Consider the following 20251-nt stretch of genomic DNA (forward strand, 5'->3'; position numbering starts at 1 on the left):
ACTACCCCACACGCTGCATGGCCTTCTCCCGTCGCTGTGCCACCGACGAACCCGCCTCGCGCCGTGCCATGCGGCGCAGCAGGACCGGGGCCAGGGCCAATCCGATCACGGACCACGCCAGCAGCACGGCGAGGGTCGGCAGCGGCCGCCACGACTGGGCTATCTCGGCGACGACCGCGCCGTCCGGCAGCAGGGCCGAGCGCATCCCCAGGCCCAGCCAGTACATCGGGAACGCCTGCGCGATGCCCTGGACCCACTCCGGCAACGCCGTGATCGGGTAGAAGATCCCCGAGATCGCGCCCAGCCCCAGCACCGGCAGCACGATCAGCCCCGTCGAGCGGGCGCTCGTCGTCAGTGATCCCAGTGCCGCCCCGATCGGCATCGTCGCCACCAGCCCGATCACCAGGATGCCCAGCAGGTGCAGGTACGACCAGACGCCGTCGGGCGCGAGCGTCGAGCGGTACAGGATCACGCACGGGATGAGCGTCACCAGCACACCGCTGAACTGGCCGAGCGACACGGCCACCGTCTTGCCGGTCAGGTAGCCGAGCATGCCGTTCGGGGTCGCCTTCGCCCGCAGCAGCGTGCCGTCTTCGCGGTCCATCGCCAGGTAGCCCGCCGCGCCGGTCAGGCCGTTGAACACGATGCCCGCGCCGAGCAGGCCCGGTACCGTCGCCGCGCCGAGGGAGAACGTCGTGCCCGGCAGGGTCGCGTTCCGCATGAAGAACACCGTGCCCAGCAGGAGCAGCGTGAACACGACCTGGCCGATCAGGTCCTCGGAGTTCGTCCAGGTCTGCTTGAACTCGATCCAGCCGCGCAGGAGCCCGGACCGCAGGGCCGCCGTCTTCGCGTTCACCGCGCACCCGCTTCCTGGAGGCCGAGCTCCGTCTCGCCGCCGGTCTCGGCGCGGCGGACCAGCGTCATGTAGGTGTCTTCGAGCGACGCCCGCCGGACCTCGAGGTCCGCGACCGCCTCGCCGTGCTGCTTGAACAAGTCGTACACGTACTTCGTCGCTTCGGTCGTCAGGTGCACGAACCGCTGGCCGTCGACCGTCCAGCGGACCTCGGCCTCTCCCGAGATCTGCCGCGACAGCGCATCGGCCGAGCCGTCGGCGATGATGCGGCCGCCGTTGAGGATGAGGATCCGGTCGGCCAGCTTCTCGGCCTCGTCGAGGTCGTGCGTGGTCAGCAGGATCGTGGTGTCCAGCTCGTCGGACAGCCGGTGCACCAGGTCGTGGAACTCGCGCCGCGCCTCCGGGTCGAAGCCCGCGGTCGGCTCGTCGAGGAACAGCAGCTCGGGACGGCCGACGATGCCGATCGCGACGTCGAGCCGCCGCCGCTGGCCGCCGGAGAGCTGCTTGAGCTTCTTGTGCGCGTGCTCGGTCAGCCCGACCGCCGCGATGAGCTCGTCGGCGTCCCACGGCCGCGGGTGCGCCGCCGTCGAGTACGGCGCGTAGTACCGGCCGAGGTGCGCGAGCAGCTCGCGGACGCGCCACTTCCCGTGGTCGCGCCACGACTGGAGCACGACCCCCAGCCGCGCCCGCCAGTCTTCGCCGCCGCGCGCCGGGTCCGTGCCCAGCACGCTCACCTCGCCCGCCGACCGCATCCGGAAGCCTTCGAGGATCTCGATCGTGGTCGTCTTGCCCGCGCCGTTCGGGCCGAGCAGGCAGACGACCTCACCCCGGCAGGCCTCGAACTCGACGCCGTGGAGCACGTCGTTCGCGCCGTAGCGCATCCGCAGCCCGCGCACGCGGACGACGGGATCCGCCGCATCTCTCATCACGAGTCACCCCCATCTGACTGGTGCGATCGAATGTAGCACACCTACTACATCCGATCGGACTTCTGCTCTCCCGGGAACTTGACCGGTGGTCACCCGGTTCGCCGGGCATGGGAACTTGGCTGGGCCTGGCCCTTCCGGGCGGCGTCGTGATCCTGCTGGTCCTGGCCGCGATCGAGCTGCGGCCGCGCAAGAACGGCTCGCGCTTCAAGGCACGGCTGTCCGCGACCTACCTCGAAGAGACGACGGCGTTCCTCTACGGCACCAAACGGCGTGAGCTGGAACACCGGGAAACCATGTCGATGCTCGTCGAGCAGGACGCCGAGGGCGCGCCACCCCTGCGTGACGTGGACATCGAGGCCGGGATCGCCCGGATCCGGCCCCGCGCGGACCCGCCGGAGCCGGAAAACCGCCAGCTACAGTGACCCCATGCCGACCCCAGCACGCGTGCGAGCCGACGCGTGCCCTGGTGTTTTCGCACCCCACGACGCCGCCGACGGGCCGTTGGCGCGGGTGCGGCTGCCCGGCGGCGCGGTTTCCGCAGCGCAGTTGCACGCGCTCGCCGACGCCGCCGAAGCGTGCGGCGACGGCGACCTCCACCTCACCTCCCGCGGCAACATCCAGCTGCGCGCGGTCACCCGGCCCGGCCTCGCCGCCCGGCTGACCGACGCGGGCCTGCTGCCGTCGCCGTCGCACGAGCGGGTCCGCAACGTCCTCGCGTCGCCGTTGAGCGGGATCCGTGGCGGTCTCGCCGACGTCCGGGGCTTGGCCGCCGCGCTCGACGCCGTGCTCTGCGCGACCCCGGAGCTGGCCGAACTGCCCGGCCGCTTCCTCTTCGCCTTCGACGACGGCCGCGGGGACGTGGCCGGGGAAGGCGCCGACGTCTGCTGGCGGGCGACCGGACCCGCGGCAGGAACCGTGCTGCTCGCGGGCGGCGACACCGGACGTCGGGTGGCGCGCGCCGACGCCGTGGCGACGCTCGTCGAGATCGCGCTGGAGTTCGGCCGGGTCCGCGGCTCCGCCTGGCGCGTAGCCGAACTCGACGACCCGGCCTGGCGCGGCACGCCGGTGCCGCGGGTGCCCGGAGAAGTGCCGGTCGGCCTGATCGAGCGCGACGGCGGTCTCGCGGCCGGTGTCGTGCCGCGGTTCGGTCAGCTGAGCGCGTCGCAAACTCGCGCGTTGGCGGACTTCGGCCCGGCGCTCGTGACGCCGTGGAAGTCGCTGGTCCTGCCGGACGTGCCCGCCGACGTCTTCGACCGGCTGGGCTTCGGCGGCGAGCCGCTCGGCACCACCGCCTGCATCGGACGGCCGGGCTGCGCGAAGTCGCGCGCCGACGTCCGGGCCGACGCGGTGTTCCGGCCGGGCCTGCGCGCGCACTTCTCGGGTTGCGAACGGCGGTGCGGGAAGCCGTCGCAGTCCCATGTGGACGTTGTCGCCGAAGCGGGGGGCTACCGCATCGACGGCCGCTGGGTGCCGCTCGACGAGATGGAAGGGAAGCTGTGATCGACTACCTGCGGGACGGTGCCGAGATCTACCGGCACTCGTTCGCCACGATCCGCGAAGAGGCGGACCTGGCGATCCTGCCCGACGACGTGGCGGGCCTGGCGGTCCGGATGATCCACGCCTGCGGCATGGTCGATCTGGTCGACGACCTGCGCTACACGCTCGACGTCGTCGAGTCCGGCCGGGCCGCGCTCGAAGCCGGGGCGCCGATCCTGTGTGACGCGCAGATGATCGCCAGCGGCGTCACCCGGCGCCGCCTGCCCGCGGGCAACGAAGTGCTGTGCACGCTGTCGGACCCGAGCGTGCCCGGGCTCGCCGAGCGGATGGGCACCACGCGGTCGGCCGCGGCGCTGGAACTGTGGCGCGACAAGCTGCCCGGCTCGGTCGTGGCGATCGGCAACGCGCCGACCGCGCTGTTCCGCCTGCTGGAGATCCTCGACGAAGGTGTCGGCGTGCCCGCGGCGATCATCGGCGTCCCGGTCGGGTTCGTCGGCGCGGTGGAGTCCAAAGTGGAGCTGGCCAAGCGCGCGCCCGCGCCGTACCTGGTGGTGCACGGGCGGCGCGGCGGCAGCGCGATGGCCGTCGCGGCGATCAATGCCCTCGCGAGCGCCGAAGAATGAGCCTGGGCAAGCTGTACGGCGTCGGGCTCGGCCCCGGCGACCCGGAACTGATGACGGTCAAGGCGGCCCGGCTGATCTCCGAGGCGCAGGTGATCGCCTACCACTGCGCGCGGCACGGCCGCAGCATCGCGCGCTCGGTCGCCGAACCGTACCTGCGCGAGGGGCAGATCGAGGAGAAGCTCGTCTACCCGGTGACCACGGAGACGACCGACCACCCCGGCGGCTACGAAGGCGCGATCGCCGACTTCTACGAGCTGAGCGCGAAACGGCTCGCCGAGCACCTCGACGCGGGCCGCGACGTCGTCCTGCTCTGCGAAGGCGACCCCTTCTTCTACGGCTCCTACATGTACATGCACGAACGGCTCGCCGGGCGGTTCGAGGCGATCGTCGTGCCCGGTGTGACGTCGGTGAGCGCGGCGTCGTCGATGCTCGGCCGCCCGCTGGTCCAGCGCGACGAAGTGCTGACCGTGCTCCCCGGCACGCTCCCCGCGCCCGAGCTGGCGCGACGCCTCGCGGACACCGACGCGGCGGCCGTGCTGAAGCTGGGCCGCACCTTCGGCGCGGTTCGGGAAGCCTTGGCGGAGGCCGGAAAGCTCGACGACGCCGTCTACGTCGAACGCGCGACCTGGGGTCAGCAGCGGATCGAGCCGTTCGGCGACGTCGACCCGTCGACCGTCCCGTACTTCTCGCTCGCGTTGCTGCCGAGCCCGGCGTACGCGTCGCGGCAGGCTCCTCCGGCGGCTCCGGCTCCGGCTCACGAAAACGGAGAAGGCGGCGAAGTGGTCGTCGTCGGCCTCGGCCCGGCGGGACCGGAATGGCTGACGCCGGAAGCGTCGGCGGAGCTGGCCGCGGCCGAGCACGTCGTCGGGTACGGCCCGTACGTCGCCCGGGTCCCGCAGAAGGCCGGGCAGCAGCGGCACGCGTCCGGCAACCGCGTCGAAGCGGACCGGGCGGTCGAAGCCTTGAACCTGGCGGCTTCCGGCGCGCGGGTCGCGGTGGTCTCCTCCGGCGACCCCGGGGTGTTCGCCATGGCGTCGGCGGTGCTGGAGCAGGTCGCCGCCGGGCACGGCGCGGGCGTCCGGGTCCGGATCGTGCCGGGCGTGACGGCGGCGCAGGCGGCCGCGTCCCGCGTCGGCGCGCCGCTCGGGCACGACTACTGCGTGCTTTCCCTCTCCGACCGGCTCAAGCCGTGGGAGATCATCGAGAAGCGGCTCGACGCGGCGGGCGCGGCGGACCTGGTGCTGGCGCTGTACAACCCGGCGTCGCGGTCCCGGACGACCCAGCTCGCCGACGCCCGCGCCGTGCTGCTCCGCCACCGGGCGCCGGAGACGCCGGTGGTGGTGGCGCGGGACGTCGGCGGGCCGGAAGAGGACATCCGGACCACCACGCTGGGCGACCTCGACCCGTCCACAGTGGACATGCGCTGCCTGCTGATCGTGGGGTCCAGCCGCACCCGCGTGGACGGCGGCGTCGTCTGGACCCCACGCAGCTACTAGGACGGGCTGAAGGGGACTTTCCTGGCATCAGATGCGAGGAAAGTCCCCTTCAGCTCATCAGATGAGACGAACGTCCCCTTCAGCCCGCTAGCCGAGGCCGGTCAGGAACGCGGCTCCGTTCGGGGTGCCGACGCCGGTGACGTCGTCGTAGCCGTCGCGGACGTGGATGGTCAGCACGGCGTCGGCGTCGAGCGAGCGCAGGCTCGCCGCCGAGTACCCGGCCGAGGCGTCCACCGAGTTGTTGTAGTTGACCCGGGCGACCGCCATCGGCGCGGGCGGCTGCCGCACGTCGTGGAACGCGGACGTGCCCGCCTTCGCGTACAGCAGCGGGTTGGCGAAGCCGAACGTGCGGCCCGCCTGCTGCTGCGCGAGCGCGACGAAGGCGGCGAACAGCGGTGAGGCGAGGCTCGTGCCGCCGATGCGGTACTCGCTGTACTTCACCGAGCCGTCCGGGAACGCCTGCGTCTGCCCGATGAGGAAACCGGTGTTCGGGTCGGCCAGCGCGGCCACGTCCGGCACCGCGCGCATCGGCCGCGGCCGCGCGCCGTTCGCCGTCGCGATGCTGTTCGGCACCACCCCGGCCTGGTACGCGGGCTGGGTGAACAGCCGGCTCGTGCCGCCGCCGGCGCCGCCGAAGAACTCACCCGGCGGGGTCGGCACCCAGGTGCCGTTGGTCAGCGTCGAGCGCCCGGTCTCCCAGCCGGTCTCGAACAGGTACTCGCCGCCCGCGCCGACACCCAGCGACGTCCCGCCGACCGCGGTCACCCACGGGCTCACCGCGGGCCAGTCCGGCGTCGCGTTCGGGAAGTTCGCGGCGATGCCATCGGTCTCGTCGGCGTTGTCCCCGCTGGAGAAGTAGACGCCGATGCCGGTCGCCGCCGCCTCGATGAGCGTGTCGTTGAACGGCTTGACGTACCCCGGCGGCAGCAGCTCGGTCGAGAACCCGTAGGAGTTCGTCACGATCGAGGCCAGGTGCTGGTCGACGACGTGGTTCATCGCCGCGTCGAGGTCCTGGTAGTTGTTCGGCGAACCGACGTACACGATGTTCGCGCCCGGCGCGATGCTGTGCACCGCCTCGACGTCCAGGGTCTCCTCGCCGTACCAGCCCTGCGGGTCCTGCGCCGGGTTCTGCGGCCGCTTGTACACGCCGGGCGGCGCCACCTGGGTGAACTGGTTGCCCGACAGCTGCGGCAGCCCGTGCAGGCGCGAGTAGGTGTTGACGTCGGAGAGGATCGTCGGGGACGCGTAGGCGTCGATGATCGCGACGGTCTGGCCCGCGCCGTTGTTCCCGGCGGCGATGGCCTGCTGGACGCCGTACGCGCTCTGCAGCTGCGAAGGCGTGTACCCGCACGGCGCCCACGGGTTCGGGTGGCCGTAGGCGTCCGGCACCTTGATGCCGTCGGGGGTCAGCGTGGTCGCGGTCGTCTTCTCGCCGTAGTAGACCGAGCACGGCGGGGCGTTGACGAAGGCGGGCGACGGCGTCGCGGCCGGTCCGGCCGACGGCTGGATCAGCGCGGACGACTCGTCGAGCCCGACCACCGCGGTGATGCCCGCGGGCAGCCCGGCGGGCAGCGACAGTTCCTTCTCCGGCGCGCGCAGCGTCTTGCCCGCGACCTTGAACTCGCCGAAGGTGGTGCCGAACGCCGCCGCGGCCTGCGCGACCGTGCCTTCGGCCTGCACGTACCGGTGGTTGCCCGGCGTGTAGCCGACGTTGAACCCGGCCTTGCGCAGCCACTGCTGCACCGCGCTCACGTCGTTCTGCGACGGCGCGAACCGCTGCCGGAACTGCGCGGCGGTCAGGAACCGGCCGTAGTCGGCCGAACCCGGCGTCGAAACGCGGCTCGCCAACGCGGCGGCGTCACCGGCCCAGCCGAGGTAGACGCGGAACGCGACGTTGTCCGCCGTATCGGCGGCTCCGGCACGGGCGGACGACGTGGCCCAGGCCGGGACACTGCCCGGCAGAGTGGTCCGGTCGCTCGCCGAGGCCGCGGCGGCTCCGATCAGGAGCCCGGCGGTCGTCACGGCCGTGACGGCCAGTGCGGCCAACCGGGACGCGGGTGTGCGCATCGCTGGTCCTCCTCGCGAAAAGGTGCCCCTGCGACGGTGGAAGGGCGAGGAGAAAACTAGTTCCGTGAATGGGACCTGAAAAGGTTCGTGATCGAGTCGATGCGGGTAACGGATATTTCGGGCGGAACATTCTTGGCGAATAAAATCCGTTAACCGGAAAAGAATTGTTGCCGCGCGGATACCGCCACTCAGGGTAGCCCGGCTTCGCGCGCACGGGCGCCGACGATCGCCCGGTCGGCGGTACCGAACTTCGCCAGGATGCCGCAGACGACGTTGCGGACGGTCTTGGGCGCGAGGTTCAGCCGCGCGGCGATCGCGAGGTTCCCGAGGTCGTCGGCGAGCAGGCCGAGCACCTCGCGCTCGCGGGCGGTCAGGTCCGGCAGGGACGGCGGGGGACCGGTGAGCCGCGCGTACAGCCGGGCGGCGGCGTCCTCCCCGAACACCGCGGCGCCGCCCGCGACGACCCGGATCGCCCGGGCCAGGTCGGCCGGGCCCGCGTCCTCGTGCAGCAGCCCGCGGGCGCCGGCCCGCATCGCCGCGACCACCAGCTCGCCCGCGTCCGGCGCGGTCAGCACGAGCACCGGCGTCGGCCGCGCGTGGCGGACCACGGCGAGCCCGGCCCGATCGGCCGGCCGCAGCAGCAGGACGTCCGGACGGGCGGCCGAAAGGGCGCGAAGGACCGCGCCCGGGTCCGGCGACACCGGCCCGACCACCTCGATACCGTCGCCCGGCACGGGCACCACCGGCACGCCGGCGGCGACGACTGTGAGCAGTTTCCCCAGGCTGCGCGTCATCACACGGACGGTTCTAGCGCGGAAATCTTGTCCAGTGTCGGGCCGCTTCCGGTGAACAATGACCAAGACAGAACGGGGGGCAGGGGTGGCGGGACGCGAACGGCCGCTCGGGCCGGGTGACGACGCCGTCGTCGAGTTCGCCGCCGGGCTGCGGCGGCTGCGGGCGGAGGCGGGCGGGCCGACCTACCGGACGCTGGCCACGCGCGCCGGCTATTCGGCGGCGGCGCTGTCCGAGGCCGCGGGCGGGCGCAAGCTGCCGGGGCTCGCGCTCACCACGGCCTACGTCTCCGCGTGCGGCGGGGACGTCGAGGAATGGGAGACGCGCTGGCGGGCGGTCGCCGCGGACGTCGCCGCCGCCCGGCCGCCCGGACCGGAGACCGAAACGCCGTACCTCGGGCTGACCGCTTTCCAGCGCACGGACGCGAGCCGGTTCTTCGGGCGGGAAAAACTGATCGCCGAGCTGACCGCGAAACTGCGCGAACGCCGGTTCGTCGGCGTGTTCGGCGCGTCGGGGTCCGGGAAGTCGTCGCTGCTGCGGGCCGGACTGGCCGGGGACGGCCCGGCGGTCGTCTGCACCCCGGGCGAGCACCCGATGACCCGGTGCGCGAAGGCCGTCGCCGAGACCGGCGGGCTGCTGGTCGTCGACCAGTTCGAGGAGCTGTTCACCCTCTGCCGCGACGACGCCGAGCGCGCCGGGTTCGTCGACGCGCTGCTGGCCAGGGCCGCCGACGAGCACGGCAGCCGGGTCGTCATCGGCGTCCGCGCCGACTTCTACGGGCACTGCGGGCGGCACGCCGGCCTCGTCGACGCGCTGCGGGACGCGCAGGTGCTGGTCGGGCCGATGACCGCGGACGAGCTGCGGACCGCGATCGTCGAACCGGCGGTCCGGCAGGGCTGCCAGGTGGAGTCCGCGCTGGTCACGACGCTGGTGGCGGACGCGGCGGGCCGTCCGGCGGCGCTGCCGCTCGTGTCGCACGCGTTGCTGGAGACCTGGCGGCGGCGTCAGGGCATCACGCTCACCCTCGCCGCGTACGAAGCCGCCGGGGGCATCCGCGACGCGATCGCCCACACCGCCGAGGCGGTCTACGGCGAGTTCGACGCGGACCGCCAGGCCAAGGCCCGGCAGATCTTCCTCCGGCTCACCGCGCCGGGCGACGGCACGGAGGACACGAAGCGGCGGCTGCCCCGGCGCGAGCTCGACGACGACCCCGCGACGGCCGAAGTCCTCGAGCGGCTCGCCGCGGCCCGGCTGCTCGCCCTGGACCGCGACGGCGTCGAGATCGCGCACGAGGCGTTGATCCGCAGCTGGCCGCGGCTGCAGGACTGGCTGGCCGAGGACCGCGAAGGCCGTCGCCTGCACCGCCAGCTCGCCGAGGCGACCGACCTGTGGGAGTCACTGGACCGCGACGCGGGCAGCCTCTACCGCGGCACCCGGCTCGGCCTCGCGACCGAGTGGGCGGCCCGATCGCCGGGCGCGCTCACCGCCCGGGAGCAGGCGTTCCTCGACGCCGCGCGGGCCCAGGAGACGGCCGAGGCCGCGGCGGTCCGCCGTCGCACCCGGCGCCTGCGCCAGCTCGCGGCGCTGCTGGGCGTGCTGCTGGTCCTCGCCGCCGTCGCGACCGGCTTCGCCGTCCACGCCACGGGGACGGCGACCGACCAGCGGAACGTCGCACTGGCGCGCAAAGCCGTCGGCGACGCGGCGAACCTGCGGCAGACCAACCCCGCCCTGTCGGTCCAGCTGAGCCTCGCGGCCTACCGGCTGGCGTCGTTGCCGGAGACGCGCGACGGCCTGCTCGGCATGATGAGCACGCCGTTCGCCGGCCGGCTGAGCCTGGCGCCGGAAGGCGTCGGCTTCGACCAGGGCGTCGCGGTCAGCGGCGACGGGCGCCTGCTCGTCACCGCGTCGGACCTGGGGAAGGTGCGGGTGTGGTCGTTGCGCGGGACGCGTCAGCCCGTCCTGCTCGCGAACCTGCCGGCCCGCAACCCGGTCGCGCTCAGCCGCGACGGCCGGACGCTCGTCACCGGCACCGCGGACCCCGTGTTCCGGCTGTGGGACCTGAGCGACCCGCGCGCGCCGGTGGCACGGGGCTCGACCGAGCCCCAGCGGGGCCGGCAGCTCAGCGCGGAGTTCGGCCCCGACGGGCGGTTGCTGGCGACCGGCGCGGACGACGGGACCGTCCGGCTCACCGACGTCACCGATCCGGCGCGGCCGAAGACCGTCTCGACGCTCGGGCCGAACCTGCAGCGGGCGACGTTCCGGGGTGACGGCCGCGTGCTCGCCACGAGCACCGCGGGCCGCGTCGAGGTGCTGTGGGACGTCGCCGACCCGGCCCGGCCGCGGCGGCTCGCCGACCTGACCGGCCACACCGGCCTGGTCAACACTTCGGCGTTCAGCCCGGACGGGCGGCTGCTCGCGACGACGAGCTGGGACACGACCGTGCGGCTGTGGGACGTCTCCACGCCGAGCGCGCCGCGGCTGCGGTCGACGGTGCCCGGCACCGGGATCGTCTGGGTGGTCGCGTTCAGCCCCGATGGCCGCACGCTGGCGGCCGCGGGCGACCCCTCGGCGCGGTTGTTCGACGTCACCGACCCCGGCGCGCCGGTCCCGTTGATCACGCTCGGCGGGCACACGAACTCCGTGACCTGGCTGGGTTTCACCGGCGGGATGCTGCTCACCGCGTCCGCCGACCGCACGCTGCGGCTGCAGGACCTGGCGCTGGTGGACCTCGCCGCCCGGGGCGGCTGCTGCGTCCGGTTCGACGACAGCGGACGGCTGCTGGTCACCACCGGCAAGGGCGCGCAGCTGTGGACGGTCGAGCCCGATCGGCCGCCCCGGTTCGCCGCCCGCCTGCCGGGCGTCCCGGGAGAGGTCACGGCGATCGTCCCGAGCGGCGACGGCCGCAGCCTCGCGCTCGCGGCCCTGACCGGCTCGAGCGGGGTACTGCAACGCTGGGACGTCACGCGGCCCGAGCAGCCGAAGCTGGTGGCGCAGGCGGCGACGAAACCGACGTACTCGCTGGCGTTCAGCCCGGACAACCGGACGCTGGCCGCGGGGTACGACGACGGGCCGATCGAGCTGTGGGACGTCGCCGACCCGGCCCGCATCGCCGACCCGGTGACGCTGCCGAGCCCGGACGGCACGGTGTGGTCGGTGAAGTTCACCCCGGACGGCTCGACGCTGTACGCGGCCCGCGGCGGCGCCACCCCGGCGGTGACCCGGTGGGCGGTCGCGGACCGGCGGCACCCGCGCCTGACCGCGACGCTGACCGCGGGAACCGGGGCGTTCCTGTCCCTGGCGATGAGCCGCGACGGGCGGCTGCTCGCCGGCGGGAGCACGGACGCCAACGCGTACCTGTGGGACATCTCGGGGGAGCCCCGCCTGCTGGCGCCGCTGCGCGGGCACACCGACACGGTCGCGGCCGTGTCGATCGGCCCGTCGGGAACCCAGGTCGCGACCGCGAGCTACGACCGCTCGATGCGGCTGTGGGACGTGTCGGACCCGGCCCACCCGGTCGAGACGGCGGGCACCAGCGCGTTCGGCGAGTCGGCGTACTCGGTCGCGTTGACGCCCGACGGGCAGCGGGTCGCGGTCGGAGCGGGCACGATCCGGCTGCTGGAACTGGATCCCGAGCGCGTGGCCCGGCAGATCTGCGGCCTGGCGGAGCCGAAGATCACCCCGGCGGAGTGGGGGACGTACTTCCCGGGCCTGCCGTACGACCCGCCGTGCGGGTAGCGGTGCCGTCCGACGTGAGCCGGGCGGAGCGGGCGTTGCACCGCAGGATGGCGTTGGCCTGCGAAGCGGCACCGGCCGCGGGAGTGCCGGGGCGGTTCCGGGTGTGGGAGCGGGCGGGCTTGTTCGCGGTGCTGGCGAGCGACCCGGCACTGGGCTACCTGTCGACGGTGTCGGGCGTGACGCCGTCGACGGTGAAGGCGGCGGCCGAGCTGGCTGACGATCCGGTGTGGAACGGCGTCGAGCCGACGGTGGTGACCGACGGGCTCCCGATACCGGGGTACGTCCGGGCGGACGACCGCCTCTTGGCCACTCGACGGCTGCGTCGGCGTCGGGCGGTGCCTTCGGAAGTGGTCGACGCCGAGGTCTTCGTGGGTGTCCTGCTGGAAGGCTTTGAAACGCGCGGAGTGGTGGCCCGGTTCATGGCGGCGGAGCACCGGCTCCCGGCGGTCCGGCGGTTCCTCCTGGTGGAGGGGGAAAAACCGATCGCGGCGGCGGGCATGACGATCCACGAGGAGGTCGCCGTACTGGGAGCGGCAACGACCCTGCGGGCGCACCGGGGCCACGGCGCGCAGGTGAAGCTGCTGCACCGCCGGCTGGCGGTGGCGGCCGCGGAGGGCTGCACGTTGGCGGTGGCCACGGCCCGCCCCGACTCGCCTAGTGCGGCCAATTTGGCGCGGGCCGGGTTCCGCCTCCACCGCCGTCAGGCCTGGCGCAAGCCCTGACTCAGCGCGTCGGGTCCTTGCCGTTCGGCTGCCGCGGCCCCGGACCCGGCGACCACCAACCCGGCACGGTCTTCTCCCCGTGCACCACCGTCGGCGCGATCCCCTCGGTGAACGGCTCGATCTGCAGCAGCTGTCCCCAGGACTGGCTCGGCTGCCCGATCAGATAGCTCGGCACCTCGGGCTCCTCGGCCAGCTCCTCCAGCCACCCGATCGGCCCACCGTTCGTCGACGAGGCCCACTGAGCCTCATCGGCGAGCCCACCGGCGGTGATCCGGTACTCCGGCACCTGCGAAATCCCGTCGTGGGACGTCACCGGCTGAACACACGGGTACACAAAAGAAGCAGGCCAGTCCACGTACACCGGCTTGGACCCGATCCGGTCCGTCAGCGTCGTGAACGTCGGGACGCGCGGGGCCGAAGCCGCGATCCAGCCGTCCTCCGTCAGGTCGTTGTCCACGATGTTGACGCGGACCGCGTTCGTCTCCGGCGGGAGGTCGCGCAGGTTGATGCGGGTGTCGTTCCAGCCGCCCGTGCCCGCTCCCGGCGGGAGCATGAACTGGCTGCGGACGATCTTCACGCCGTCGGGCGTGTTGACGCCGTAGTCGAGGCTGACCGACGTCGGGCGCCTGGCCGCGCCCGCTGTCGCCACCACGATCTGGCCGTCCGCGGGCTTCTCCGTCAGCGCGTACCAGTCACTGCGCAGGCGTCCCGCGCGCGTCTCCGGGTCGAGGAAGCTCGACCACATCGGCACCGTCTCCGGCGTGAACCCGTGCGGGGGCTCGGCCAGCGGGTCCTTGTCGTCGACCGGGCGGGTGTGGAAGCCCGTCTGGACGCGGCCGTTGTCCTGCTCGGGGTTCGGCAACGGCGAGTTCTCCGGCTGCTGCTCCTTCTCCGCCACCGTCCGCTGCTCGGACTGCGGGTGCAGGATGCTCGTCGCCGCGTCGCGCTCGACCATCACGTGGTCGGACAGGTTGCAGCTCTTGCCGAACAGGTGCCCGATGTTCGCCGCGCCCAGGCTGTAGCTGCCCGCCTGGTTGTGGATCGCCCACGCCATCGTGACGAACTCGCCCGCCGCCACCAGGCCGCACACCACCACCAGCGACAATGACCCGAGCCGCAGCGCGCGCAGCCGGCCCTCCTGCACCGGTGCGGGCGCGCCCGGCCGGTGCGCGCGGACGTTCTCGACGAACGCGTACACCCCGGCGATCGCCGCCGCGACCAGCAGGATCGTCGACAGCGGGATCCCGCCGATCGACGGCGCCACGTTCGTCCACTGCACGCCGAGGCGGGAGACGAACCAGTACGTGTTCGGGCCGGTCGCGGCCAGCGCGGCGACGACCAGCAGCCCGGCGAGGAACGCCGCGCGGTTGCGTTTGGACCGCAGCACTGTCGAGCTCGTCGCGAGCGCGGTCAGCGCCGCCATCGACGCGCCCACCGCGGCGAACGCGCCGAAGTGGTGCGTCCACTTCGTCGGCGTCAGGGCCAGCAGCAGGAAGAACAACGCCGTCGTGCCGATCAGGCGGCGCGCCGGGCCGAGCGACGCGCCGGGGATGCGCCCGCGCCGCAGCAGCATCACCAGGCAGGTCGCGGTGCAGAGCCCGACCAGCAGCACCGGGAACCGGCGTGGCGCCGAGCCGTCCGGCAGGCTCTCGAACAACAGCTGGTAGCGCGCGAGCTCCTGGAACCACGACAGGTTCGGGCCCACTTGGGTGCGGATCCGGGTGGCTTCCTGCACGGTCGCGAACGTCTGGTCGGCGAACACCACGACCAGCACCAGCAGCCCGGCCGCGGCGACCGGCGCCAGCACCGGCAGCCAGCCGCTTTCGCTCGCGCGCTGGCGGATCAGCTTGAACAGCGGCCGCGCGGCGACCAGGAACGGCGCCACCGCGATCAGCCCGGTCGGCGTCGCGGCCAGGGTGAACCCGGCCGCGGTCAGGCCGAGGCACAGCGGCAGCAGCCGCCGCGTCACGAGCGTGCGCTCGACCGCGCAGATCGCCAGCAGCGAGCCGAGCGCGGCGACCGGTTCCGGGCGGACGCCGTTGTTGTAGGGCATCCACCAGATCAGGAACACCGTCGCGGCGGCCCAGCTGGCCGGGCGGCTGGTGCGGATCTGGGTGCCCAGCCGCGGCATCACCTCGCGGCTGATCAGCAGCCAGCTGAGCACGCCGAGCAGGAACGACGGCAGCCGGATCCACGGCGGCACCGTGCTGACGTGCGTCATCAGCTCGTACACGTGGTAGAACCAGCCGAACGGCGCCTCGGCGACACCGAACCAGCGGTGGTAGTTCGTCAGGAACCCGGTCTGCTCGGTGACGCGGGCCATCGTGAGGATGTAGCCGTCGTCCGAGGTCACCGGCCCGATGAAGACCCACGCGCCGAGCGCGACGATCACCGTGGTGTCCCGCAGCGTCAGCCGCCACCAGCCGACCGGCGCCCAGCGCGGCGCGCGTCTGGCGAAGCCGGAGTCGCGGCGCCAGGTGGCGATCAGGCAGCCGATCAGCGACAGCACCGCGAGCACGCCGACGCCGATCTTCAGCGCGGTCGGCGACGTCTGGTAGCGCGTGTCCGGCACGACCGAGACGTGCAGGCCGGCGATCGGGTCCTTGCTCGAGTTGATCGAGGAGTAGATGCCGACCACGCGGGGCCGGACGTCGCCGTTGGCGTGGAAGATCGGCGTCCCGGCCACGGCGAGGGTCATCTGCGTCGCGTCGACGTCGAGTTCGACGTCGCACTTCTCGGCGGGCAGCGGCTGCTGCGCGATCTGCTGGCCCTGGCTGGAGGCGAGCAGCACGCCGTTGTCGACGCGCAGCTGCATGCCGACGCCGTTGCCCGCCTTCGGGTCGGTGCGCCCGTCCGGCACGGTGGCGAAGAGCAGGCCCGGGCCGTTGGTGCGGGCGTCGACCGAGCGGATGGCCGCGCACGGCAGTTCGGCGCGCAGGTCCTGCGCCCAGTACCCGGTCAAGGGCGCGTTGACGGAGCGGGTGTCGCTGCCGGTCGGCCAGACGACCTCCGCCGTGTCCTGCACCACCGGCAGGAAGGGGAAAGCCAGCGCGCACAAGGCCGAGAGCAACCCCAGCGCTACGGCAATCAGACGCATCGGCGCAACGCTAACGGGTCAGAGGTCGGCGGCTGACGCAGCCCCCGGGTCACGCGGGGTGAACCGTCCGTGGTGTATCGCCTCGGTCAGGGGACGGCGGCTGCGCCACCCGTGGCGCTCCAGGTCGGGCACGGTCTCGAGCCCGCTGACCGGGCCGGCGCACAGCCACGCGACCGGCCGGACGCCGTCGGGGACGCCGAGCAGCTCGCTCAGGAACGGCTCGCGGTAGAAGCTGACCCAGCCGACGCCGAGGCCTTCCGCGGTGGCGGCGAGCCACAGGTTCTGGATCGCCAGGCACACGGAGTACAGCCCGGCGTCGGCGATGGCGTGCCGCCCGAGCACGTCGGGCGCGCCGCGCGCGGGGTCGTAGGTGACGACGATGCCGAGGCTCGACTCGAGGATGCCTTCGATCTTGATGTTCGCGAAGGTGCTCGCGCGGTCTTCGGCGAGCTGGTTCGCGAAGATCTCGCGCTCGTCGTGGACGTGCTTCGCGAACTTCTCGCGGGTTGCGTGGTCGTCGACGAGGATGAAGTCCCAGGGCTGGGTGAGCCCGACGCTCGGCGCGGCGTGCGCGGCCTCGAGGATCCGGGTCAGCGTGTCCTCGGGGATCGGCTCGCCGGTGAACTCGCCACGGACGTCGCGGCGCTTGCGCAGGACTTCGTAGAACTCTTCGATCATCGGTGCAGGACCCATTCGACGGCTTCGGGCACGGTCTCGGCGGTCTCGGTGGCGGGCCGCGGCGGGCGCCGGACGACGAGGACGGGCTTGCCCAGTTCCCGGGCCGCCGTCAGCTTCGCGCTGGTCAGCGTGCCACCGGAGTCCTTGGTGACCAGGACGTCGACCCGCCGGAGCAGCTCGAGTTCGGCGGCTTTTTCGTACGGCCCGCGGTCGAGGAGCAGTTCGTGGTGCCGCGGCAGCGGCGGTTCGGGCGGGTCGACGCAGCGGATGAGGAACCACAGGTCGTCGAGGTGCGCGAAAGCGGGAAGGCCTTGGCGGCCGGTGGTGAGGAAGACGCGTTTTCCCAGCTCGGGGAGCTTTTTCGCGGCGTCTTCGAGGTCGTCGGCCCAGTGCCAGACGTCGCCCGGCTCCGGCTGCCAGCCCGGCCGGGCGAGCCGCAGCAGCGGGACGCCCGTCATCTCGGCCGCCTTCGCCGCGTTCGCGCCGATGCGCTCGGCGAAGGGGTGCGTGGCGTCCACGACAGCCTGTACGTCGTTCTCGCGCAGCCACGCGGCGAGGCCGTCGACACCGCCGAAGCCGCCTACGCGCACTTCGCCGACCGGGAGCCTGGGCCGTGCGACGCGTCCCGCGAGCGAAGAGACAACGCGCACTTCGCGCGCGACGAGCGCTTCGGCGAGTTGCCGCGCTTCGCCGGTCCCGCCGAGGATGAGGATCACGAAGGACGCCCGTAGCCGACGGCCTCGCGCCACCGGTCGAGGGTGCGCAGGTTGGCCAGCGTCTCCGCCCAGCTCAGCTCGGGGGCCTGCCGGTCGCCGACGTGCGCGGCGACGTGGTCCGCTTCGCGCGCGAAGACACCCTGCGTCGCTTCGACCTCGATGACCTCCGGCTCGCCGTCGGCGGGCGTCAGGATGATCTGCGACGTGCCCGGCGTCCGCAGCGGGTGGATCCACGCGGGGCGCGGGATGTGGAGGTGGCCGCGGGAGCCGTAGACGCGGATGCCGTCTTCCCTGGTCAGGCGGATGCCGCAGGAGATCGTCGCGAGGATGTCGCCGGGCAGGCGCAGCAGGCCGGTCGCGTACTCGTCGACGCCGGTCGCGGAGAGCCTCGCCATGCCGCTGACCTCGGTCGGCTCGACGACTGCTTCGCCGGTGGCGGCTTGGGCGACGAGCCGGGCGAGCGACGTGCAGTAGCAGCCGACGTCGAGGATCCCGCCGCCGCCGAGCGCCGGGTCGGCCAGGCGCGCGGTCTCTTCGGGGTTGCTGTCGAAGGAGAACGCCGTGTCGACGGCGCGCACCTCGCCGATCGCGCCGCTCGCGATCAGCTCCACCAGCCGCCGCGTCTGCGGGTGCAGCCGGTACATGAAGCCTTCCATCAGGAAGACGTCGTTCTCGCGCGCGGCGGCGATGACCTCTTCGGCGTCGGCGGCCGTGATCGTCAGCGGTTTCTCGCAGAGGACGTGTTTGCCCGCTTCGGCCGCGGCGATGGCCCAGTCCTTGTGCATCGCGTGCGGCGTCGAGACGTAGACGGCGTCGACGTCCGGGTCGGCGAGGAGATCTTCGTAGCTGCCGTAGGCCTTCGGGATGTCGAAGCGGGCGGCGAAGTCCCGCGCGCGGCCGGCGTCGCGGGCGCCGACGGCGGCGAGCGTGCCGTGCTTGCTTTCCTCGACGCCCTCGGCGAAGTGGGCGGCGATGGTCCCGGCGGCCAGCAGGCCCCAGCGAAGGTCGGTCACAACGACTCCGGTTGGTCGGCCCGGTCGCGGGCGCTCGAGTAGAGGAAGCTGTCGGGGAAGTTCGTGGCGCCGAGCACCCGCCCGACGAAGATGGTGGCGGCGCGGGTCATCCCGGCTCGCCGGACGAGTTCGGGGAGTTCCCCGAGCACCCCGCGCACAACGGTCTCGCCGGGCTGCGAAGCGAGCGCGACGACGGCGACGGGGCAGTCGTCGCCGTAGTGCGGGGTGAGTTCGCCGGTCACGCGCTCGACGTGGTTGATGGCGAGGTGCAGGGCGAGCGTCGCCCGGGTGGCGGCGAAGGCGGCGAGGGTTTCCGTGGGCGGCATCTTCGTGGACCGCGCCTGAACGCGGGTGATCACGAGGCTCTGCCCGACTTCGGGCACGGTGAGTTCTCGGTTCAAGACGGCGGCCGAAGCGGCGAAGGCGGGCACGCCGGGGACGACGTCGTAGGGGACACCGGCCGCGTCGAGCCGCCGCATCTGCTCGGCGACGGCGCTGTAGAGCGACGGGTCGCCGGACGTGAGCCTCGCCACTTCGTGCCCGGCTTGGTGAGCTTCGACCAGTTTCGCGACGATCTGCTCGAGGCTCAGGTCGGCGGTGTCGATCCGGGTGGCTTCGGGCGGGCAGTACGCGAGCAGGTCGGTGGGGGTCATGCTGCCGGGGTAGAGGCAGACGGTGCAGCGGGCGAGCAGATCGCGGCCCCGCACGGTGATGAGGTCGGCGGCACCTGGCCCGGCCCCGATGAAGTGGACGGTCATCGGCTGCTCCAGGAGGTCGGGCTGAAGGGGACGTTCATCGCATCAGATGAGCTGAAGGGCGCCTTCATCGCATGAGATGCGAGCAAAGTCCCCTTCAGCCCGCCGGTCATCGGCTGCTCCACTGCGTCACGGTCCGAGCCGGGGTCCAGCCCGTGAACCCACCCAACGGCGCCGCGCGTTCGACACCGATCCGCACCAGCTCCCCGCCGTGCTGCTCGTACGCCCGCGCCAAAACCTGCTCCGCCTCCAGCGTCACCCCGTGCGCCACCACTCGCGCGCCCGTCGCCACGCAAGCCTCCAGCACTCCCGGCACCGTCACACCGCCGCCGATGAACACCGCGTCCGGCGCCGGCAGCGCGCTCAACGCCTCCGGTGCCTCGCCCGTCACCACCTCCAGCTCCGGGACCCCCAGGTCAACCGCGTTCCGGCCGATCCGCTCCGCGCGCTCAGGATCGCGCTCGACCGCGATCGCCCGGTTCAGCCCGTGCAGCCGCGACCACTCGATGCCGACGCTGCCCGCGCCCGCGCCGACGTCCCACAGCAGCTCGCCGGGGCTCGGCGCGAGCCTCGCCAGCGCCGATACTCGCAGGTCGCGCTTGGTCAGCTGGCCGTCGTGGGCGTAGACGTCGTCCGGGATGCCGATCAGCGGCAACGCCGGGCCCACACACTCCAGCGCGAACACTGTCAGCGGGCCGGGTTCGGCCGTCCAGCCGTCGGAGACGCGCTCGTCGGGCCCGCCCAGGTTCTCCAGCGCGGTCAGCTCGCTCTCGCCGTACCCGCGCACGGTCAGCAGCGAACGCAACGCGGTCGCGTCGGCACCCAGCACGAGCACCCGGCGCCGCGGAGCCAGCACGCGAGCGACGCGCGCCGACGAACGGCCGACGATCGTCACCACCTCGGTCTCCTCGGCGGACCAGCCCAGCCGGGCCCTGGCCAGCGTCACCGACGAGAGCGCGGGAAGCGCGTCGACCTCGTACCCGTGCGCCACGAGGGTAGTGCCGACCCCCGACAGGAACGGGTCGCCGCTGGCCAGGACGCAGACGCGCTGGCCTTCGTACTCGGCGAGCAGCGCGTCGAGCCCGGGCAGCAACGGCGACGGCCACTCCACCGCGGTGACCTCCGGCGGCAGGTACGCCAGCTGCCGCGGCGCCCCGATGACGACGTCGGCGCCGAGCACCAGGGCCTGGGCGGTCTCGGACAATCCGGGCCACCCGTCGGCCCCGATCCCGACCACCGTCAACCGTGATTTTTCGCGCACGATTTCCCACCCTAAGC

The 20251-nt window shown here is 73.1% G+C and carries 16 protein-coding genes; 6 read left to right on the forward strand and 10 right to left on the reverse strand.

What is annotated here, in order from left to right:
• Position 1: 1 nt before the first annotated feature.
• Together QP939_RS26745 and QP939_RS26750 are read right to left on the reverse strand one after the other, a co-directional pair.
• The gene (locus tag QP939_RS26745) at positions 2–856 is read right to left on the reverse strand and encodes an ABC transporter permease (protein WP_285448894.1); all 855 of its coding nucleotides are present in this window, start codon (positions 854–856) and stop codon (positions 2–4) included.
• The gene (locus QP939_RS26750) at positions 853–1779 is read right to left on the reverse strand and encodes an ABC transporter ATP-binding protein (RefSeq protein ID WP_285448895.1); all 927 of its coding nucleotides are present in this window, start codon (positions 1777–1779) and stop codon (positions 853–855) included. The genes QP939_RS26745 and QP939_RS26750 overlap by 4 nt, the downstream gene beginning before the upstream one ends.
• A gap of 110 nt (positions 1780–1889) precedes the next feature.
• On the opposite strand from QP939_RS26750, the gene QP939_RS26755 reads away from it, so the two are divergent.
• Genes QP939_RS26755 through QP939_RS26770 form a run of 4 tightly spaced genes read left to right on the forward strand, consistent with a single transcriptional unit; the run spans position 1890 to position 5398 of the window.
• On the forward strand, positions 1890–2204 hold the full coding sequence (locus tag QP939_RS26755) for a DUF6191 domain-containing protein (protein WP_285448896.1): 315 nt from the start codon (positions 1890–1892) through the stop codon (positions 2202–2204).
• A 4-nt stretch (positions 2205–2208) separates the two neighbouring features.
• Entirely contained in the window at positions 2209–3282 is a 1074-nt protein-coding gene (locus tag QP939_RS26760; protein WP_285448897.1) for a ferredoxin-like domain-containing protein, read from the forward strand.
• A complete protein-coding gene (locus tag QP939_RS26765; RefSeq protein WP_285448898.1) occupies positions 3279–3902 on the forward strand; it encodes a precorrin-8X methylmutase in 624 nt (207 codons plus the stop codon). The genes QP939_RS26760 and QP939_RS26765 overlap by 4 nt, the downstream gene beginning before the upstream one ends.
• On the forward strand, positions 3899–5398 hold the full coding sequence (locus QP939_RS26770; RefSeq protein WP_285448899.1) for a precorrin-2 C(20)-methyltransferase: 1500 nt from the start codon (positions 3899–3901) through the stop codon (positions 5396–5398). Before QP939_RS26765 ends, QP939_RS26770 begins: the two co-directional genes overlap by 4 nt.
• Positions 5399–5485: 87 nt before the next feature.
• Here QP939_RS26770 and QP939_RS26775 read toward each other — a convergent pair whose 3' ends face one another.
• Both QP939_RS26775 and QP939_RS26780 read right to left on the reverse strand, forming a co-directional pair.
• Complete coding sequence (locus QP939_RS26775; RefSeq protein ID WP_285448901.1) at positions 5486–7465, reverse strand: S53 family peptidase; 1980 nt, start codon at positions 7463–7465, stop codon at positions 5486–5488.
• Positions 7466–7653: 188 nt separating this feature from the next.
• Positions 7654–8259 carry a LuxR C-terminal-related transcriptional regulator gene (locus QP939_RS26780; protein ID WP_285448903.1) on the reverse strand — a complete coding sequence of 202 codons (606 nt, stop codon included), beginning with the start codon at positions 8257–8259 and terminating at the stop codon, positions 7654–7656.
• A gap of 85 nt (positions 8260–8344) precedes the next feature.
• Here QP939_RS26780 and QP939_RS26785 point away from each other — a divergent pair, with 85 nt between their 5' ends.
• Together QP939_RS26785 and QP939_RS26790 are read left to right on the forward strand one after the other, a co-directional pair.
• Positions 8345–11992, forward strand: coding sequence for an nSTAND1 domain-containing NTPase (locus tag QP939_RS26785; protein WP_285448905.1), 3648 nt, complete (start codon positions 8345–8347; stop codon positions 11990–11992).
• A 35-nt stretch (positions 11993–12027) separates the two neighbouring features.
• Entirely contained in the window at positions 12028–12714 is a 687-nt protein-coding gene (locus tag QP939_RS26790; protein ID WP_285448907.1) for a GNAT family N-acetyltransferase, read from the forward strand.
• A gap of 1 nt (position 12715) precedes the next feature.
• Here QP939_RS26790 and QP939_RS26795 read toward each other — a convergent pair whose 3' ends face one another.
• The 6 genes from QP939_RS26795 to cbiE all read right to left on the reverse strand — a co-directional run bounded on the left by QP939_RS26795 (position 12716) and on the right by cbiE (position 20234).
• Positions 12716–15811 (reverse strand): arabinosyltransferase domain-containing protein, encoded by a 3096-nt coding sequence (locus QP939_RS26795; protein WP_285448909.1) that lies wholly within the window; start codon positions 15809–15811, stop codon positions 12716–12718.
• Positions 15812–15829: 18 nt separating this feature from the next.
• Entirely contained in the window at positions 15830–16489 is a 660-nt protein-coding gene (gene bluB, locus QP939_RS26800) for a 5,6-dimethylbenzimidazole synthase (RefSeq protein WP_285448910.1), read from the reverse strand.
• Positions 16486–17205 carry a cobalt-precorrin-6A reductase gene (locus QP939_RS26805; protein WP_285459856.1) on the reverse strand — a complete coding sequence of 240 codons (720 nt, stop codon included), beginning with the start codon at positions 17203–17205 and terminating at the stop codon, positions 16486–16488. The genes bluB and QP939_RS26805 overlap by 4 nt, the downstream gene beginning before the upstream one ends.
• Positions 17202–18218: a Gfo/Idh/MocA family protein gene (locus QP939_RS26810; RefSeq protein WP_285448911.1), complete on the reverse strand. Its 1017-nt coding sequence runs from the start codon at positions 18216–18218 to the stop codon at positions 17202–17204. Before QP939_RS26810 ends, QP939_RS26805 begins: the two co-directional genes overlap by 4 nt.
• Positions 18215–18976: a precorrin-4 C(11)-methyltransferase gene (cobM, locus tag QP939_RS26815; RefSeq protein WP_285448912.1), complete on the reverse strand. Its 762-nt coding sequence runs from the start codon at positions 18974–18976 to the stop codon at positions 18215–18217. The genes QP939_RS26810 and cobM overlap by 4 nt, the downstream gene beginning before the upstream one ends.
• Positions 18977–19082: 106 nt before the next feature.
• The gene (gene cbiE, locus QP939_RS26820; RefSeq protein WP_285448913.1) at positions 19083–20234 is read right to left on the reverse strand and encodes a precorrin-6y C5,15-methyltransferase (decarboxylating) subunit CbiE; all 1152 of its coding nucleotides are present in this window, start codon (positions 20232–20234) and stop codon (positions 19083–19085) included.
• Positions 20235–20251 lie beyond the last annotated feature (17 nt).

Origin of the sequence: Amycolatopsis nalaikhensis (genome assembly GCF_030264295.1) — a bacterium.
Lineage (GTDB): Bacteria > Actinomycetota > Actinomycetes > Mycobacteriales > Pseudonocardiaceae > Amycolatopsis > Amycolatopsis nalaikhensis.

Coding starts and splice junctions, on each gene's coding strand:
- QP939_RS26750 (WP_285448895.1), bottom strand. CDS start 1,779: ATGAGAGATGCGGCGGATCCCGTCGTCCGCGTGCGCGGGCTGCGGATG.
- QP939_RS26755 (WP_285448896.1), top strand. CDS start 1,890: ATGGGAACTTGGCTGGGCCTGGCCCTTCCGGGCGGCGTCGTGATCCTG.
- QP939_RS26760 (WP_285448897.1), top strand. CDS start 2,209: ATGCCGACCCCAGCACGCGTGCGAGCCGACGCGTGCCCTGGTGTTTTC.
- QP939_RS26770 (WP_285448899.1), top strand. CDS start 3,899: ATGAGCCTGGGCAAGCTGTACGGCGTCGGGCTCGGCCCCGGCGACCCG.
- QP939_RS26775 (WP_285448901.1), bottom strand. CDS start 7,465: ATGCGCACACCCGCGTCCCGGTTGGCCGCACTGGCCGTCACGGCCGTG.
- QP939_RS26780 (WP_285448903.1), bottom strand. CDS start 8,259: ATGACGCGCAGCCTGGGGAAACTGCTCACAGTCGTCGCCGCCGGCGTG.
- QP939_RS26795 (WP_285448909.1), bottom strand. CDS start 15,811: ATGCGTCTGATTGCCGTAGCGCTGGGGTTGCTCTCGGCCTTGTGCGCG.
- bluB (WP_285448910.1), bottom strand. CDS start 16,489: ATGATCGAAGAGTTCTACGAAGTCCTGCGCAAGCGCCGCGACGTCCGT.
- cobM (WP_285448912.1), bottom strand. CDS start 18,976: ATGACCGTCCACTTCATCGGGGCCGGGCCAGGTGCCGCCGACCTCATC.